At 66.2% G+C, this 16,514-nt stretch carries 16 protein-coding genes; 9 read left to right on the forward strand and 7 right to left on the reverse strand.

What is annotated here, in order from left to right; all coding sequences use genetic code 11:
- Positions 1 to 40: 40 nt before the first annotated feature.
- The 6 genes from NA5_RS20215 (at position 41) to NA5_RS20240 (ending at position 4,161) form a co-directional block, all read left to right on the forward strand.
- A complete protein-coding gene (locus NA5_RS20215) occupies positions 41 to 847 on the forward strand; it encodes an LmeA family phospholipid-binding protein (RefSeq protein WP_062988326.1) in 807 nt (268 codons plus the stop codon).
- Positions 844 to 1,284 carry a thioredoxin family protein gene (locus NA5_RS20220; protein ID WP_062988328.1) on the forward strand — a complete coding sequence of 147 codons (441 nt, stop codon included), beginning with the start codon at positions 844 to 846 and terminating at the stop codon, positions 1,282 to 1,284. The genes NA5_RS20215 and NA5_RS20220 overlap by 4 nt, the downstream gene beginning before the upstream one ends.
- 322 nt (positions 1,285 to 1,606) lie before the next feature.
- Positions 1,607 to 2,095 carry a DUF4395 domain-containing protein gene (locus tag NA5_RS20225; RefSeq protein ID WP_062988330.1) on the forward strand — a complete coding sequence of 163 codons (489 nt, stop codon included), beginning with the start codon at positions 1,607 to 1,609 and terminating at the stop codon, positions 2,093 to 2,095.
- A 31-nt stretch (positions 2,096 to 2,126) separates the two neighbouring features.
- Entirely contained in the window at positions 2,127 to 2,960 is an 834-nt protein-coding gene (locus NA5_RS20230; RefSeq protein ID WP_062988332.1) for a sulfurtransferase, read from the forward strand.
- 4 nt (positions 2,961 to 2,964) lie between these two features.
- Entirely contained in the window at positions 2,965 to 3,270 is a 306-nt protein-coding gene (locus NA5_RS20235; RefSeq protein ID WP_062988334.1) for a DUF1416 domain-containing protein, read from the forward strand.
- A 183-nt stretch (positions 3,271 to 3,453) separates the two neighbouring features.
- A complete protein-coding gene (locus NA5_RS20240; RefSeq protein ID WP_062988336.1) occupies positions 3,454 to 4,161 on the forward strand; it encodes a heme-binding beta-barrel domain-containing protein in 708 nt (235 codons plus the stop codon).
- Here NA5_RS20240 and NA5_RS20245 read toward each other — a convergent pair.
- From NA5_RS20245 to NA5_RS20275, 7 genes are all read right to left on the reverse strand, one after another.
- Positions 4,158 to 4,742 carry a Uma2 family endonuclease gene (locus NA5_RS20245; RefSeq protein WP_062988338.1) on the reverse strand — a complete coding sequence of 195 codons (585 nt, stop codon included), beginning with the start codon at positions 4,740 to 4,742 and terminating at the stop codon, positions 4,158 to 4,160. The two genes, NA5_RS20240 and NA5_RS20245, sit on opposite strands and share 4 nt — an antisense overlap.
- 71 nt (positions 4,743 to 4,813) lie before the next feature.
- Positions 4,814 to 5,194 (reverse strand): hypothetical protein, encoded by a 381-nt coding sequence (locus NA5_RS20250; protein WP_157110536.1) that lies wholly within the window; start codon positions 5,192 to 5,194, stop codon positions 4,814 to 4,816.
- A 345-nt stretch (positions 5,195 to 5,539) separates the two neighbouring features.
- Positions 5,540 to 7,507, reverse strand: coding sequence for a thiol reductant ABC exporter subunit CydC (gene cydC / locus NA5_RS39420; RefSeq protein ID WP_443093741.1), 1,968 nt, complete (start codon positions 7,505 to 7,507; stop codon positions 5,540 to 5,542).
- Between the two features lie 196 nt (positions 7,508 to 7,703).
- Positions 7,704 to 9,644 carry an ABC transporter ATP-binding protein/permease gene (locus NA5_RS20260; RefSeq protein WP_062988342.1) on the reverse strand — a complete coding sequence of 647 codons (1,941 nt, stop codon included), beginning with the start codon at positions 9,642 to 9,644 and terminating at the stop codon, positions 7,704 to 7,706.
- A gap of 2 nt (positions 9,645 to 9,646) precedes the next feature.
- Positions 9,647 to 10,678, reverse strand: a complete 1,032-nt coding sequence (gene cydB, locus NA5_RS20265; protein ID WP_062988344.1) for a cytochrome d ubiquinol oxidase subunit II — start codon at positions 10,676 to 10,678, stop codon at positions 9,647 to 9,649.
- A gap of 9 nt (positions 10,679 to 10,687) precedes the next feature.
- On the reverse strand, positions 10,688 to 12,175 hold the full coding sequence (locus tag NA5_RS20270) for a cytochrome ubiquinol oxidase subunit I (protein ID WP_062988346.1): 1,488 nt from the start codon (positions 12,173 to 12,175) through the stop codon (positions 10,688 to 10,690).
- A 175-nt stretch (positions 12,176 to 12,350) separates the two neighbouring features.
- Entirely contained in the window at positions 12,351 to 13,268 is a 918-nt protein-coding gene (locus NA5_RS20275) for an aminodeoxychorismate lyase (protein ID WP_062988348.1), read from the reverse strand.
- Between the two features lie 403 nt (positions 13,269 to 13,671).
- Between NA5_RS20275 and ygfZ the strand changes: the two genes are divergently transcribed.
- The 3 genes from ygfZ to NA5_RS20290 are packed head-to-tail and all read left to right on the forward strand — an operon-like array spanning position 13,672 to position 16,420.
- Positions 13,672 to 14,787 carry a CAF17-like 4Fe-4S cluster assembly/insertion protein YgfZ gene (ygfZ, locus tag NA5_RS20280; protein WP_062988350.1) on the forward strand — a complete coding sequence of 372 codons (1,116 nt, stop codon included), beginning with the start codon at positions 13,672 to 13,674 and terminating at the stop codon, positions 14,785 to 14,787.
- A complete protein-coding gene (locus NA5_RS20285; RefSeq protein ID WP_062988351.1) occupies positions 14,787 to 15,479 on the forward strand; it encodes an MOSC domain-containing protein in 693 nt (230 codons plus the stop codon). Before ygfZ ends, NA5_RS20285 begins: the two co-directional genes overlap by 1 nt.
- A complete protein-coding gene (locus NA5_RS20290; RefSeq protein WP_062988354.1) occupies positions 15,476 to 16,420 on the forward strand; it encodes an asparaginase in 945 nt (314 codons plus the stop codon). The genes NA5_RS20285 and NA5_RS20290 overlap by 4 nt, the downstream gene beginning before the upstream one ends.
- Positions 16,421 to 16,514: the final 94 nt, after the last annotated feature.

Here is a 16,514-nt window from a genome sequence, read left to right on the forward strand (position 1 = left end):
GTGCGATACCCGAATCGCACCGCCAAGTAGTGTTGCCCGCATGCGCAAGCTGATCATCGGGCTGCTGTGCCTCGCGGCACTGGCGGTAGTCATCGATTTCGGCGCCGCCGCCTACTCCGAGTATCGCGTGTCGCGTGCCCTGCGTGTCGGCGCCGATCTCACCGCCGATCCCGATGTGGTCATCTATGGGTTTCCCTTTCTCACCCAGGCGCTCGACGGCCGCTACCAGACCGTCGATATCCGCGCGCGCGTCATGCGCCCCGATATTCCCGGTGAGATTTCGGTCGGTGCGACGCTGACCGGAGCCCACCTTTCCCTCGGCGATCTCACCGACGGGAACGTGCGCGCGGTGCCGGTGGATCGGGTCGAGGGACAGATGCGGCTCGAGCCGACCGAACTCGGCAGGCTGTTCAAAATCCCTGACCTGCAAGTACATTCGGCACCGGGGAACAAATCCGACGGAACGGGCGGATCGGGCGGGTCCGGCATGACCACCGGTGGGCAGCTCCTGCTCACCGGCACCATGCCCGGCAAGACGCCGAGCAAGCCGGGCGGACCGCTCGGCGGTGACAATGTGAGTGTGACCGCAGACCTCGTTGTCGACGGTGATCAGGTGAAGATCATCGCGACCAGCATCTACCGTGGTACGGGTGATGCCACGACGACCGCGGTCGTCACCGATACCGAGCGCCCCAAGGTGCTCGAGCAGTTCACCCGCACCATCGATACGAACGAACTGCCGTTCGGGCTGCGGCCGACGAAGGTCTCCGCACAGGGCGGCCAGATCGTCATCGAGGCCAAGGCGGAGAACGTGACCATCGACCTGGACAGATTGCGGCGACCATGATTGAAATCACAATCCTGCTGGTGGTGGTGCTTGCCGCGGTGGCGGTCGGGGTGCTGCTGCGGCGCCGCGACGGCAAGTTGCGCGCGAGCGATACCGAGGCACAGGCCGAATCGGCGCGCACCGATCTGCTGGCCTCGGTCGGCGCCGACAACTCGGGCCCGGCGGTGCTGCACTTCTCCGCCGACTGGTGCGGACCGTGCGCCGCGGTGCGCCGGGTGGTCGCCGGGGTGACCGAGGAATTGTCCGGATCGCCGCGCCCGCCGCTGGATATCGAGGTCGATATCGATGCCGAACCCGCGCTGGCGAAGGAACTGAATGTGCTCTCGCTGCCGACCACCTTCGTCTTCGATATCGAAGGGCGGGAACGATTCCGGATCTCCGGCGTTCCCAAATCCGCGGACCTGCGCACCGCACTCGAACCGCTGACGGTGGGATAACTCTTCCGGTGGATCGCCGCTAACGGTGGAAAAACAGGGCGTGACAAGGGTTCATAGCAACTGTGACGAACCCCGGGTCCAATTCCCCGGCCGAACCAGGTAAACTCCTCTGCGTGCAAGCCAACCACGAGCTGATGCTCACCCGACGCCGCACAGTTGATCTGTGTCGCCTCGGTGGTTGTTGCTGCCTGTGTGGCTGAGCGGTCGGCTCCGTCAGAATTCCTGATGCCGACCTGCGTCCGTCGTGCGAGTGATCTCTTGATCCCCCGGCGAACTGGCATTTTTCCCGCCAACAGCGAAATTCAGCGCAGGAGTACGCACAATGTCCACAAATTCCCGAAACACAACCGTTGAGACCGGAATTCCCGCCGTCGTCGACGTGCGCGGGCCACGCTTCGCCGCATGGCTCACCACCGGCGTGCTCGTTCTGGTCCTGCTCGCCGCCGCCGTTTCGACTCCGGTCGCCGCGGTGCTCATCGCCGCCCAGGCGGTGGTGTTCGCGATCGGCGCGGCCTACGGGCCGCGTCGGCATCCGTACGGCCGGATCTTCGCCGCGTTCGTCGCGCCGCGCCTGGGTCCGACCCTCGAAACCGAACCCGTGGCACCGCTGCGGTTCGCCCAATTACTCGGCCTGGTCTTCAGTGCCGTCAGCCTGCTGGGTTTCCTGGTCGGCTCCACCGTCGTCGGCGCGGTGTTCGCCGGCTTCGCCCTGTTCGCGGCGTTCTTGAATGCGGCGTTCGGGATCTGCCTGGGTTGCCAGATCTATCCGCTGGTCGCCCGACTCCGCCGGAACCCGTCCCCGGCGAACTGACACTGCAAGTCACCACCCCGAAAGGAACAACATGGCTCGCTCCGATGTCCTGGTCTCCGTTGACTGGGCCGAAGAGAACCTCAACGCCCCCGGCGTCGTCTTCGTCGAGGTCGATGAGGACACCTCCGCCTACGACGGCGGCCACATCGAGGGTGCCGTTCGGCTCGACTGGAAGAAGGACCTGCAGGATCAGGTTCGTCGCGACTTCGTGAACCAGGAGCAGTTCTCCGATCTGCTCTCGGCGCGCGGAATCTCGAACGACGACGAGGTCGTGCTCTACGGCGGCAACAACAACTGGTTCGCCGCGTACGCCTACTGGTACTTCAAGCTGTACGGCCACAACAACGTCAAGCTGCTCGACGGCGGCCGCAAGAAGTGGGAGCTCGACGGCCGTCCGCTGTCCCGCGACGCTGTGAACCGTCCTGCCACCCAGTACAAGGCCGCCGCCCCCGACCTGTCCATCCGCGCGTTCCGCGATGAGGTCATCGCCGCCATCGGCGCCAAGAACCTGGTCGACGTGCGCTCCCCCGACGAGTTCTCCGGCAAGATCCTGGCTCCGGCCCACCTGCCGCAGGAGCAGAGCCAGCGCCCCGGCCACATCCCCGGCGCCATCAACGTGCCGTGGAGCAAGGCCGCGAACGAGGACGGCACCTTCAAGTCCGATGCCGAGCTGGCCGAGATCTACGGCGAGGCCGGACTGGACGGAACCAAGGACACCATCGCCTACTGCCGCATCGGTGAGCGCTCCTCGCACACCTGGTTCGTGCTGCAGGAGCTGCTTGGCCACCAGAATGTCAAGAACTACGACGGCAGCTGGACCGAATACGGCTCGCTCGTCGGTGCACCGATCGAGTTGGGAGAGTAATCACATGTGCGCAGCACCTACCCAGGGACAGGCCATTCCGGCCGGAGTGGATGTCGAGAAGGAAACCGTCATCACCGGCCGCGTGCTGAGCACCGACGGTCAGCCGGTCGGCGGCGCGTTCGTGCGCCTGCTCGACGGCAACGGTGACTTCACCGCCGAGGTCGTTGCCTCGGGCACCGGTGATTTCCGCTTCTTCGCGGCACCGGGCGCGTGGACCGTGCGGGCGTTGTCCTCCTCGGGCAACGGCTCGGCCGAGGTTCGTCCGGAGGGCGCGGGCATCCACGCCGTGGATGTGGCAGTCGCCAAGTAAGCAATCACGTCGACGGCCCCGTCGTTTCCCGGTAACCGGGAAGCAACGGGGCCGTTGTGCTGGGCGGGACGCAACTCGTTAGACTCCAGTTGTGGTCCTCTTCTTCGAGATTCTGCTGGTGGCCGTGGCCGTTCTGATCGGCTGGTTCGGCCTGTACGTCTTCTACCGGTTGTTCACCGAATCATGAGTGAACTCGCGAGCGAAGGTTCCAACCCGGCCGAGCGAGCGAGTGAACAACTGAACGGCAACGGCCCGGCCGAGTCCGCGCCCCGCCGCAGTGGCGACGAGGCCGTGGCCGAGGCGGCCGAACGGGCGAAATGGACTGGTGCGCGCAATATTCCGGGGCTACCGGATCTGCCGCTGCCCGAGGACACCGCGAATCTGCGGCTCGGTCCGGATCTGAGTTCGTCGATGCTCGCCCTGCTGCCGATGGTCGGCGTGTGGCGCGGTGAGGGCGAGGGCAACGATCCCGCTCGCGGCGATTACCGCTTCGGGCAGCAGATCATCGTCTCCCACGACGGTGGCGACTATCTGTCCTGGGACTCCCGTTCCTGGGTCATCGAATCCGACGGTTCCTACGGCGGCCCCGATCTGCGCGAGAGCGGCTTCTGGCGGGTCGGCATCGACGGAGACGACGAGGTCATCGAACTGCTGCTTACCCACAGCACCGGCATCGTCGAACTGTTCTACGGCACCGCGCTGACCCAGTCCTCCTGGGAACTGGCCACCGATGTCGTCATCCGCAGCCAATCCGGCATCGTCGTCGGCGGAGCCAAACGGTTGTACGGCATTGTCGAAGGTGGCGACCTCGCCTACGTGGAGGAGCGGGTAGTCGCCGACGGTCCCCTGGAGCCTCGCCTGTCGGCACGTTTGCAGCGCTACATCGGTTAGTCGCGCGGCCAGATCGATGTCAGGTCGATGTCGATCGGGAAGGGGACGCTGATTTTCAGGCGGTCGCGGAAGATGCCGACCAAGCCATAAGTTGTTGTGGCAGGGTCGAGTTCGTACGCGTAGACGACGGGTTCATCGTCTCGCCGTTCGATCCGCCAGTAATGCCGAATCCCAGCCTTGGCATATTTACCCGGCTTGGTCTCGCGGTCGCGTTCCTCTGAATCCGGAGACACTGCCGCAACCGCGAGCGCAACATCCTCGGCGAAGTAGTACGTCGATGGGTCATCGCGCAGATACGCGGCCGCGGTCACGACGAGAACTTCCGGCTCGGGCATCTGACGCTTGCCCAGCCGCACCGACATCTCTCGATCGGCCCGTAGGTGCGCCGGGGTTTGCACGTCCAGCTTCTCCCAGAAGACTGAGACGACTCGACTGTGCCACTTTTCCTGCGGGCTTGCGAAGACCAGGCCGCCATCGATCAACTCGGTGTGCCTGGGCAGGCCGCGCAGTGCCAAGAAGTCCTCGACTGTGAATCCGCCGTGGGGTGGGATCAACCAGTCGGGCAACGGCTCAACGGTCATGGGCCTACCGTAGCGGCCGTCGGAGTGGAACCTCACCGGAAAACGATGGTTAGAACTATGGTGTGCGCGAATCAGGTTGGGTGCCAGGTGACGAGGAGTTCATCGGCGAGGGTTTCGATGGCGAGTTTGGATCCGTTCACCTCGAGGACGGCGGCGCGCAGGCGGTCGTCGTGCAGGCGGGATTCGGAGACGGCGGCGATGTGCGAGCCGATCAGTTGTGAGTACGGGAGTTCGGAGCCGACGTCGAAGGCGGTGTATTTGCCGGATTCGGCGACGTACTCGATGTATTCGGGTTCGGTGAGCCCGGCGAACGGGTCGCGCCACGGGGTCGATGCGACGAGAAGTTCCTCGCCGTCGGTTCCGGCGTCCAGGAGCAGCACCGAACCGTCGTCGAAGGTCAATTCGATGGGGCCTTCGGTGCGGTCGACATCATTGCCCTGAACGTAGAACATGCGGCGAACCGCCCTGATGCGGCGTCCAACCACTGCCGCGAGACCCTCCGATGGCATCGGCTACCCCTCGTGTCGAACCCGGTCGCCGGACTCTACCGTCCGAGGGAATTGTGCCGAAAAAGGAACGGCCCCCGAGCCATACCCTGCTGGCGGCGAAGCCTGCACGGGTCCCGGTCGGACTAGACCGGTAGCTCGGGGGCCGGGTGGCTGCCTGGAATTCGCTCAGCACTCGCGAACGGAATCCGTTGCAGCGGTGGCGCTAGCGGACAGCCACCTCACAAGTCCTATGAACATACATTCTTCGAACCACCTCCTTCCTTGTGTACTGACGAATCTAGTCACCGATCAGAAGGTCGGCAACGGAATTTCGCGTGGCGCTGAACCGGGGCGCTCCTCGACTTCCGCAGATTCCGCAAAAGTGGTCGTTACCTGGCCCGATGCACCTATGTGCAGCACCACTTCGGCACGGTGGTCGACTGGCAGCTGATGTGTGACGACAACCACGATTCGGTCGGGTTCGACCAGGCCGCTTTCGATGTCGAGCAGCTCGCGCAGCAGTCGGGCACCCGCCTCGGCCTCGAGATGTTCGGTCGGCTCATCGAGCAGTAGCACCCGCGCGGGCGAAATGAGCGCGCGAGCGAGCAGAATCCGCCGCCGCTGCCCACCCGAAACCGCCGCCGCTCCCCCGACCAGGTCGGTGTGCACACCATCCGGCAGCGATTCCAGCCAATCCCCGAGGCCGAGCGCGCACAAGGCACTCTCGGCCGCTTCGACCGTGAGATCCCCACGCGCGACACGCAGGTTCTCGAGCACGGAGGTGCCGAAGATGTGCGCATCCTCGGCAAAGAACGTTACGCCGGGCGCGGGCGTACCGAACAACCCGGCCCATGCCATGAGCAATGTGGTCTTACCCGCACCGCTCGGCCCGACGACGGCAATCCGCTTGCCCTCGGGACGCTCAGGCAGGTTGCCCGGCAACAGATCTCGCGCATCGCGGAAGCCTTCATCGGCAGCCAGCCGATCGGATGCCTGCGATTCGCCATCCGACGACGAACCAGCGACACCACACCCGATGCCCTCGGCAGAGCCGGACACGCTGTCCGACAACAGATCTCGCCCATCACGCGAGTTTCGAGTGGTTTCGACCGAGGGGAGTCGGTGGAGGGCGGCGCGGGCGGTGGTGAGGGCTTGGGCGGCGGTCGGGAGTGGGGCGACTGCTTCGAAGGCCGAGAGGGGAAGCAGGACGAGGATGGTGAGGGCCATGGGGGTCATCGCGGGCGGATCGGTTCCGTAGACCGCTATGCCGATCAGGAGGGCGCCGAGGACGCTGGCGCCGATCGAGAGGGGCGTCGCCGCGGCGGCCAAGGCGCTGCGTGCGGCCGCGACATCCTCGGCGGCGACCGCACGTCGTCCGGCGCGGTCGGCGGCCGCCAGTGCGACATCGAGCTTGCCCGCGACGCGGAGTTCGGCCGCGTGGTCGAGGACGGTGAGCGCTTGCGCGGTGAATTCGGCGCGGTCGGCCCGCACCGCACGCTCGGCCTCGCGGGCGGCCCACCCGGACAGCCACGGTGCGACGACTCCGGCAACGCCGAGCGATACGGCCAGAATCGCCGCCGCCCCAACCGAAATGGTGGCCATGAGTCCGACTGCGGCCGAGGACAGCACAATCGCGACCGCGATCGGCACGAATACGCGCACGACGACAGCACCGAGATCGTCGATATCGCTACCGATTCGGACCAGCAGGTCTCCGCGCCGCAACGATGCGGCACCATCCGCGCCCGCCGAATCCGTCCCGGCGACCGGCCGACCCACTCTGCGGTCCGAGGTATCTTCCGGGCCGAACGAAGTCGACGCACTGTCTTCGGGCTTACGAAACTCCTCGGCGCGCAGGCCTCCGGAACCGTCGGCGCCGTTGGCTGCTCCCCCGGTATCGCCGCCTCGCGCGTCCCGCCGCATCCAGGCATCCGATTGAGCGAGGGTCCGGTAGACCGTTGTCCGAGCGGTCGTCATCGCACGCAGCGCAACGTCATGGGTAGCAAGGCGTTCCAGATATCGGCACAGCCCGCGGGAGATGCCCAGGGCACGCACCGCGACGACGGCAACGCTCAGATCGAGCACCGGCGGCATCTGCCAAGCACGTGCGATCAGCCACGCCGCCAATGCGGCCAGTCCGAGCCCGCTGCCAAGCGCCAACACTCCCCAGCCGATCGCCACCGCGACCCGCCACGGCGACAACTCGAGCAGCCCCCACATCCGTCGCAGATCCGCCCACACCGCGCGACCGCCGCGCTCTCGCGCACCGATACTCATCGCCCATCGCCCTCGACAGCATGGCCCGGCGGGACTCCCGCCCGCTGACCGAGCAACGCCACCCGGTCAGCCGTACACGCGGCTCCCCGGCCGACCGTCCCGACACGTACCGCGCGCCGATTCGACGGGCCGTGAACACACGCTCGCCGATCGGGCCGGACTGTGCCCGGGATCCGATGGCTTCCGATATGACTGTTCATGAGGCGGCTGCCTGGGATGCGGTGGAGTGGATGGGGATTATGTGATCGGCGGCGGCGAGGACGGTTGGGCGGTGGGCTATGACGATCACTGTGGCGCCGGTGCGGGCTCGCTGCTGTAGGGCGGTGAGCACGGCGGCTTCGGCGGCAGGGTCCAGGTGGGCGGTTGGTTCGTCGAGCAGAAGGATGGGGCGGTCGGCGGCGAGCACCCTGGTGAGGGCCAGGCGTTGCCGCTGACCGAGGGAGAGGCCGATGCCGCCCGCGCCGACAATCGTGTTCCAACCGTCGGGGAGTTCGTCGAGTACCGTGTCGAATCCGGTTGCGATGCAGGCGGCTTCGAGTTCGTCGAGCACTCGGGCCGCGCCCTTCGCCGCGGTGTCGGGTGTGCGTGCGCCGAGCAGTTCGAGATTCTCGCGCAGTGTCCCGGGGACCAACACCGGGCGCTGCGGCAGCCAGGCGACGCGGGACCACCAAGTGTCCTGATCGAGGTCGCGCACGTCGGTGCCGTCGACCTTCACCGAACCGCGCTCCGGTGTTATCAAACCCAGAATGGCTTGTAGCGCCGTGGATTTCCCGCTCCCGTTGGGTCCGGTCAATACGGTCAGCACTCCTGGCCTGAACATCGCTGTCAGCCCAGCGGGCGCAAACCCGTCTCTGGCGCGCACCGAGAGACCGTATATCTCGATGCCACCCCGACCATCGTTGCCGAGTTCGTGCCCCGTTTCGATGGGATCGCCACTCGATGCCACTGAACCGAGTTCGCTGGTATCCCTACCGTCGTCCCCGCTCAACACAGCGCTCTTGCCACCGAGAACCTCGTGGCGGGGGTCGACAGCGGCCGAATTCGATTGCACCGCACCGCTATCGCCAACCACAGCGCCCTCCGCATCAGCTCCCGAAACCGACCGACCGGCACCCGCTGCCTCACCATCCGGTTCGGTCTGTCTCTGCGAAACCACAGCAGGCTCGAGAACAGCAAAGGCCTTGTCCGCGGCCGCCATTCCGTCCTGCGCGGCATGGAACCGCTCCCCCACCATCCGCAGCGGCAGATACACCTCCGGCGCGAGAATCAACGCCACCAGCCCGGCATAGAGACTCATCTCGCCGTACACCAGCCGCAGGCCGATGGAAACCGCGATCAATGCGACGCTCAACGTGGCGAGCATTTCGAGCACCATCGACGACAAAAACGCGATCCGAAGCGCACGCATGGTGCGCTGCCGCAACGCATCCCCGAGCTCGCGTACGCGGTGTTCCATCGAACCCGTCCGTCCCGCTTTCCCCTCCCGTCCCAGCGCCCGCAATGTCGGCATCCCCGCGAAAAGGTCGAGCAGTTGATCCGACAGCCGAGTCGTCGCGGCGAGCGTGGCCTGCGCCCTGCCCTGCGTGAGCAGCCCGATGAGCACCATGAACACCGGAATCAACGGCAACGTGACCAGTGCGATCACACCGGAGATCGGATCATGGAACCCGATGACCACCAGCACGATCGGCGGCACCAGGCAAGCGAGCAGCAGCGCGGGCAGATACCCGGTGAGATACGCCCGCAGCCCGGTCAGCCCGGTACTCACGACAACGGCGAGTTCGGTTCGCCGAGTGTCCAGTTCGCGGGGCGGCAGCTGCGCCCCCGCGGTAAGCACCGCGGTTTCCAATTCCGCGACCACCGCGGCCCCCGCCCGATGCGCGATCCGCGACTGCACCCAGGTGGCCAGCACCCGACAGCCGATGGCGACCGCCAGCACGACCAGTTCGAATATCCACGCGCCGAAGCCGCGCCGACCGGGATCGGTGACGACCCCGGCCAGCACCTTCGCCAGTATGACCGCCGTAACCACGATCGAACCCGTGATCACCACGGACAGCGCCACACTCAGCACCAGATAGCGGCGAGCCGAGCGCGCGTACTTCCACAACCGGGGGTCGACGGGCGGACGAGCCATGATCAGTCCTCGACGGCTTCCAACGGCAGGCCGATCGGCGCGGGAATCTGCTCGACGGTAATCCGCTTGCGGAATACCCAGTACGTCCAACCCTGGTAGCCGAGCACCACGGGCGTGACGACCACGGCGGCCCAGCTCATCACCTTCAGCGTGTACGGCGTGGAAGAGGCATTGTCGATGGTCAGATCGAACATGTCACTGATGGTGGAGGGCAGCACATTCGGATACAGCGACCCGAACAGCAGCACCGTCGCCGCCGCGGTGGTGACCGCGGTGCCGACGAACGCCCACCCGTCACGATCGGCGAAACCCGCCGCACCCGCCAGCAGCAGCCCGATCACGGCCAGCGCCAACGGAATCCAGGTCCATCCGGTTCCGTAGGCCAACTGCGTCCACACTCCGAACACACCGACCACCACCGCGGTCGGGACCAGCAGCAACCGCACCGTCTTGGCCGCGTCGTCGCGCACCACACCGCCGGTCTTCAGCACCAGGAAGACCGCACCGTGCAGCGCGAACAGCAATCCGGTCGTGAGGCCGCCGAGCAATGCGTACGGCCCGAGCAGATCCCACACCGAACCGGCGATGTGCTTCTTCTCGTTCAGCGGCACCCCGCGCACCACATTCGCGAATATCCAGCCCCACGCCAATGCCGGTACCCAGGAACCGATTCCGATCGCGGCATCACACCAGGCCCGCCACCGCGCATCGTCGATCTTGCTGCGATATTCGATGGCGCAGACCCGCACGATCAGCGCGACCAGCACCAGCAGCAGCGCGAGATAGAAACCGGAGAACAGGCTCGCGTACCACTCCGGGAAGGCCGCGAACATCGCACCGGCCGCGGTCAGCAACCAGACCTCGTTGCCGTCCCATACCGGCCCGATCGTATTGAGCACCACCCGCCTTCGGGTATCGCTGCCCTTGCCGAGGATGGGCATCAGCATGCCGACGCCGAAGTCGAAGCCCTCCAGCACGAAGTAGCCGGTGAACAAGACGCCGATCAGCAGAAACCAGAACTGTTGCAGATTCATGGTCGGCTCCTAATATGCGAACGAAAGCTGTTCGACGGCAGGTTCTTCGGCGCGATGACCGCCGCCGGTGTCGTCCGGCCCGCCGGGCGAAGTCGTCGGTGGCGCTTCGGGTCCGACCACCGTGTACCGCCGCATCAGGTAGAACCAGACCACCGCGAGCGCGCCGTACAGCAGGGTGAACACCACGAGCGAGGCGATCACGGTGCCCGAGACGTGGTCGGAAACGCCCTGCTGCACCATCAGCCGCAGGCTCTGGTCACCGGTCGGGTTCGGCGCGACAACCCATGGCTGCCTACCCATTTCGGTGAAGACCCAGCCCGCGCTATTGGCCAGGAACGGGGTCGGGATGGCGATCAGGCACAGCCACGAGTACCAGCGCTTATCGGTGATCCGGCCACCGCGAGTCAGCCACATGCCGACCAACCAGAGCAGGATCGCACCGGCCGACAGGCCGATCATGGCGCGGAAGGACCAGTAGGTGACGAACAGATTGGGTCGGTAGTCACCGGGCCCGAACTTCACGTTGTAGGCGTGCTGCAGATCGGTGACGCCGTCCAGGGTGACGTCGCTGAATTTGCCCTTGGCCAAATACGGCAACACATAGGGCACCTCGAGCACGTGCGTCACGCTGTCGCAGTTGTTGTGGGTGCCGATGGTCAGCACCGAGAAGTCCGGATCGGTCGCGGTATTGCACAGCGATTCCGCCGAGGCCATTTTCATCGGCTGCTGCTCGAACATCAGCTTGCCCTGGACATCGCCGGTGAAGAACAGCGCGACACCGGCGATCACGATCACCCACAGTCCCGCGCGTCCGCCGGAGCGCCACATCGTTTGCGCCTCGAGCACCTTGGCCACCTCGCCGCTGCGCGCATTGCGCACCATCCACCAGCCGCAGATGCCGACGACGAAAGTTCCCGAGGTCAGGAATGCTCCGGCCACCACATGCGGAAATGCCGCCAGCGTCGTGTTATTGGTGAGCACCGTCCAGATGCTGGTCAGTTCCGCTCGGCCGCGCTCCGGATTGTATTTGGCGCCGACCGGATGCTGCATGAACGAATTGGCCGCGACAATGAAATACGCGGAGGCATTCACCCCGATCGCGACAAGCCAGATCGTCGCAAGATGCACCTTTTTGGGCAATCGCGTCCAGCCGAAGATCCACAGGCCGAGGAAGGTCGACTCCAGGAAGAATGCGACGAGTCCCTCCAGCGCGAGCGGTGCGCCGAAGACGTCACCGACGAAGCGGGAGTATTCGCTCCAGTTCATGCCGAACTGGAATTCCTGCACGATGCCGGTCGCGACACCGAGTGCGAAATTGATCAGGAACAGCTTGCCGAAGAATTTGGTCAGCCGGTACCAGTGCTCTTTGCCGGTAACCACCCAGGCGGTCTGCATGCCCGCGACCAGCGGGGCCAGACCGATCGTCAGCGGTACGAAGATAAAGTGATAGACGGTCGTGATGCCGAACTGCCAACGCGATAAGTCCAGGACGCTCAAAACCGACCTCCCGCCGATCTACGACATTACGTAGTAAGAGTACGCCCGGGAAGGGGCCCATCAAGGAGGCCTACGCCACGACACACCGGCGCATACGCCCCTCAACGACCCGTTTTCCGAGCTCGCCGAGTACTCCTACGTATTGTAGTAGGACGAAGATCACGGCCCGGCGAACTCACCAATCGCCGATGGCCCCGGCCCGCTCCACCCCACGGCCCACCAATTCGATGATTTCGGCCGCATTGTCCGGTGCCATCATGCGCAAACCATCCAGTGAATTCACCCTGGCGGCGAGCGTGATGCTCGAAAGCAGCCAAATGCTGTCGCAGGTCAGCAGGTCCGCGGTGAACAACGATTCGTAACTGCACTTCCACCCGGCCTTCTCGGCCTCGGCGAACAGCGCGCGCTGGGTAACCCCCGGCAGTACGCCGTTCTTCGCGGGCGGGGTGATCAACTGCTTGTCGCGCACGATCACCACCGACGAGCGCGGCCCCTCGAGTACCCGGTTCTCGGTGCTGGTGAAGATCACGTCATCGGCGCCCATCCGCTGCGCGAACCGCAACGCCGCCATATTGGTGGCATAGGACAGCGTCTTGGCGCCGAGCAGCTGCCACGGCGCGGCCTGGGCCAGATCGACCGAGATCCCGCGCGATAGCGACACCACCGCGACACCATCGGTGCGCGCCTTGTGCACCCGCTCGGGCACCGGCAGCACCAGCACATAGGAGGTCGGCACCGGAACCGCGGCCGCGAGATCACCCGAGGTGACACTCGACGGTGCCGAAAGCTCGGTATCGCGCCCGCGGGTGAGGACCAGCCGCATCAGCCCCTCGCGCTCGGTCCCCCATTCCTTCGTCGCCGTCTCGACCGCGTCTCGCCATTTCCCCAGCTCGGGCTCGGGTAGATCGAGCGCCTGCGCCGAACGACGCAGTCGGCCTAGATGAAATTCGATGGCGCACGCGTCACCGGCACGCACCAAAACCGACTCGAAGACACCGTCACCGCGCAGCACGCCGATGTCGTCGGCAAACAACAACGGCGCGTCCGGATCCTGGACGGCGCCGTCGAGTGTTACAAGAACTCGATCCACCATGGGACGAGCGTAGGCGGTGTTCGTTGACCGCGCCTAGGACTGTGTTGGATTGGCAGCGCCTGCGGCGCTGCGTGTTCGCGGCCCCCTGATGTCTCGCGTCCGAGCCGTCGAGACTCGCGACTACGTCGCATGCGCTTCGACGACTCGGACGCGCGACGGGCCGCGAACGTCGCTCGTAAGACTCGCTCCGTTGTGGTTGGTGATGGCGGGAGGCTCGGCACTTGTTGCACGCGTGCTGGATAGGCGAGTCCGGGGCCCGCGGCACATCCGCTTCGACGACTTGGACGCGCGACCGGCCGCTCGCAAGCATCTCGTCCATTGGGGTTGCTAAGAGGCGGACGTTCCGCAGCAGTCGACAGCCCGCTGACAGCAAGCAGTCAGGTTCGCGCTTAGAGTGGTTTACGTGTCCGTGGTCGTCGCACCCAGTCCCATCCTCGCTGTCCCGGGCGCCGTCGCGGGCGCGACCGGTTCGCCGGACGCCGCCGTCGCCTGGCATTACGGGGATCCCTTCCGAGAGCAGCGCGCCGCCGCGGAGCGGGTGGCGATCGTCGACCGATCGCATCGCTTCGTCCTGAAGATCACCGGCGCCGAACGGCTGACCTGGTTGCACACCATCAGCAGCCAGCACATCGCCAGCCTCGGTGACGGTCGGTCCGCCGAGAACCTGGACCTCGATCTCAACGGCCGGGTGCTGCACCATTTCGTGCTGACCGAACTGGATGCCACGGTGTGGATCGACACCGAGGCCGAACGGGGACCGGCACTGCTGGAGTACCTGGCGAAGATGGTCTTCTGGGCCGATGCCAAACCGGTCGAGGCCGCCGATCACGCGGTGCTGAGCCTGCTCGGCCCGCGCAGCACCGAATTGACCGAAGCGCTCGGCATTTCCACCCTCCCGCAGACCTACGACGCGGTGCCGCTGCCGGACGGCGGATTCCTGCGCCGGATGCCGTGGCCGACCGCGGACTCCTTCGATCTGGTCATCCCACGCGACCAACTCGCCGACCGCTGGGCCAGCCTCACCGCCGCCGGTGCCGAACCGGCGGGCATGTGGGCCTTCGAGGCACTGCGCGTCGCGGCGCTGCGCCCCAGGATCGGGCTCGACACCGACGAACGGACCATCCCGCACGAGGCCCGCTGGATCGGCGGCATCGCCGAACACGGTGCGGTGCACCTGGACAAGGGCTGCTACCGCGGCCAGGAAACCGTGGCCAGGGTGCACAACCTAGGCAAGCCACCGCGCCACTTGGTGCTGCTGCATCTCGACGGCTCCGCCGACGAACGCCCGGCCACCGGCACGGACGTCACAGCGGGCGGTCGCGCCGTCGGCCGACTGGGCACCGTCATCGACCACTACGAATTCGGCCCCATCGCACTGGCTTTGATCAAACGCACCGTCCCGACCGATACCGAACTTGTCGCGGGCCCGACCGCCGCCGCCATCGATCCGGATTCGGTCCGAGCCGACGACGCACCCCAGGCGGGTCGGATCGCCGTCGACCGGTTGCGTGGCCGTTGATGCAGTCCGATAGCGCTCGGGTGCTTGCCGTGTGCGTCGTCCATGCCGAACTGGAGGTGCCGACCCGGGTCGGCCGCACGGCCATCGACAAGCGCCCTGTTCCCCATCGCGTCGCCGCGCGGGCCCACGGTCTCGACGGCGATTATGTGTGCGACACCAAAAATCACGGTGGCGTGCATCAGGCCGTCTACGCCTACGCCGAGGAGGACGCGCGGCGCTGGAGCGAGGAACTCGGCCGCGACCTGCCAGCGGGTTGGTTCGGCGAGAATCTGCGCATCACCGGACTCCCGGTCAGTGATGCGGTGATCGGTGCCCGCTGGACCATCGGTGACACCCTGCTCGAGGTGAGCGCACCACGCGTGCCGTGCTCGACCTTCCAGCACTGGTCCGGCGAATCGCACTGGGTCAAGCGGTTCACGCTGCGCAGCGATACCGGCGCCTACCTGCGCGTACTCACCGAGGGCTCGATCGGCGCCGGCGACGAGGTCCGCATCGTGCACACCCCCGAGCACGGCATCACCGTCCGGGACCTGTTCACCGGCCACGATCCCGATCTCCTCGCGATTCTGCTCGCGGCCGAACCGACCATCTCCGATGATGTGCGCATGCAGATCGAGCGGCACGGCCGCCGCCACGCCAATGCCAGTCGTGCGCGTGCGCAGCGCGGCGAACCGACAGGAGCCGAGCTATGACGGTCGAACTGGTCGAGGTCGTCCGCTCCGGCTTCCGCGAATGCGTGCACAGCGGTTCGGTGGTGATCCTCGGCGCCGACGGCGAACCGACCCTCGCGCTCGGCGAGGTGCACGTCCCGATCTTCCCGCGCTCCACCAATAAGCCCATGCAGGCGATCACCTTGCTGCGCAACGGCTTCGAACCACTCGATGATGCCGAGCTGGCTATCGCGACCGCATCGCACTACGGCGAACCCGATCACGTCGCCCTGGTCGAGCGCCTGCTCGACCGTTTCGGCTTCGACGAGAAGGCCCTGGAATGCCCACCCGACCTACCGCAGGAGGAGCGCGCACGGGCCGAGGCGCGGCACGAACCGCGCCGCGTGTACATGAACTGCTCCGGTAAGCACGCGGCCATGCTCGCCACCTGCGCGGTCAATGGCTGGCCCACCGAGGGCTACCTGGACCAGGCGCATCCGCTGCAGCAAGCGGTGATCGCCACCGTTACCGACCTCACCGGCGAACCCGAGACCGACCTCGGCATCGACGGCTGCGGACTGCCGATCATCCCGGTATCACTGGTGAATCTGGCCCGCGCGTTCGCGGCCATGGCTACCGCCGCGCCCGGTTCGCCGCAGCGGCGCGTCGCCGATGCGATCCGCACCAATCCGCGAGTGATTTCCGGCACGAACGCTCCCGATTTATTGACCATGCAGGCCACCCCGGGCCTGGTCTGCAAGATCGGCGCGGACGGTGTGCACGCGGGTGCGCTACCGGACGGAACGGCCTTCGCCTACAAGATCGCCGATGGTCACGACCGCGCGCGAATCCCCCTGACGCTGGCCATTCTGCATCGCATGGGCATCGAATGGACCGCCGCGCACGCCGAACTCGCGGCGCCGCCGGTGCTCGGCGGCGGTGCCAGGGTCGGGGTCATCCGAGCGATTCCCGGGGTCCTCTGAGCGGCGGCCCGGCGGCGACAAGCGGGCAAACGGCACCACTTCGGGAGTTCTTCCGCCACTCCTGGAAGCGCGACTGCCGGACACACGCTAAAGT

Origin of the sequence: Nocardia anaemiae NBRC 100462 (genome assembly GCF_001612725.1) — a bacterium.
Classification (GTDB): Bacteria; Actinomycetota; Actinomycetes; order Mycobacteriales; family Mycobacteriaceae; genus Nocardia; species Nocardia anaemiae.

Bases quoted from the DNA above. Each gene is read 5' to 3' on its own strand.
- NA5_RS20215 (WP_062988326.1), top strand. From the start codon at position 41: ATGCGCAAGCTGATCATCGGGCTGCTGTGCCTCGCGGCACTGGCGGTA.
- NA5_RS20220 (WP_062988328.1), top strand. From the start codon at position 844: ATGATTGAAATCACAATCCTGCTGGTGGTGGTGCTTGCCGCGGTGGCG.
- NA5_RS20225 (WP_062988330.1), top strand. From the start codon at position 1,607: ATGTCCACAAATTCCCGAAACACAACCGTTGAGACCGGAATTCCCGCC.
- NA5_RS20230 (WP_062988332.1), top strand. From the start codon at position 2,127: ATGGCTCGCTCCGATGTCCTGGTCTCCGTTGACTGGGCCGAAGAGAAC.
- NA5_RS20235 (WP_062988334.1), top strand. From the start codon at position 2,965: ATGTGCGCAGCACCTACCCAGGGACAGGCCATTCCGGCCGGAGTGGAT.
- NA5_RS20240 (WP_062988336.1), top strand. From the start codon at position 3,454: ATGAGTGAACTCGCGAGCGAAGGTTCCAACCCGGCCGAGCGAGCGAGT.
- NA5_RS20245 (WP_062988338.1), bottom strand. From the start codon at position 4,742: ATGACCGTTGAGCCGTTGCCCGACTGGTTGATCCCACCCCACGGCGGA.
- NA5_RS20250 (WP_157110536.1), bottom strand. From the start codon at position 5,194: ATGTTCTACGTTCAGGGCAATGATGTCGACCGCACCGAAGGCCCCATC.
- cydC (WP_443093741.1), bottom strand. From the start codon at position 7,507: ATGAGTATCGGTGCGCGAGAGCGCGGCGGTCGCGCGGTGTGGGCGGAT.
- NA5_RS20260 (WP_062988342.1), bottom strand. From the start codon at position 9,644: ATGGCTCGTCCGCCCGTCGACCCCCGGTTGTGGAAGTACGCGCGCTCG.
- cydB (WP_062988344.1), bottom strand. From the start codon at position 10,678: ATGAATCTGCAACAGTTCTGGTTTCTGCTGATCGGCGTCTTGTTCACC.
- NA5_RS20275 (WP_062988348.1), bottom strand. From the start codon at position 13,268: ATGGTGGATCGAGTTCTTGTAACACTCGACGGCGCCGTCCAGGATCCG.
- NA5_RS20285 (WP_062988351.1), top strand. From the start codon at position 14,787: ATGCAGTCCGATAGCGCTCGGGTGCTTGCCGTGTGCGTCGTCCATGCC.
- NA5_RS20290 (WP_062988354.1), top strand. From the start codon at position 15,476: ATGACGGTCGAACTGGTCGAGGTCGTCCGCTCCGGCTTCCGCGAATGC.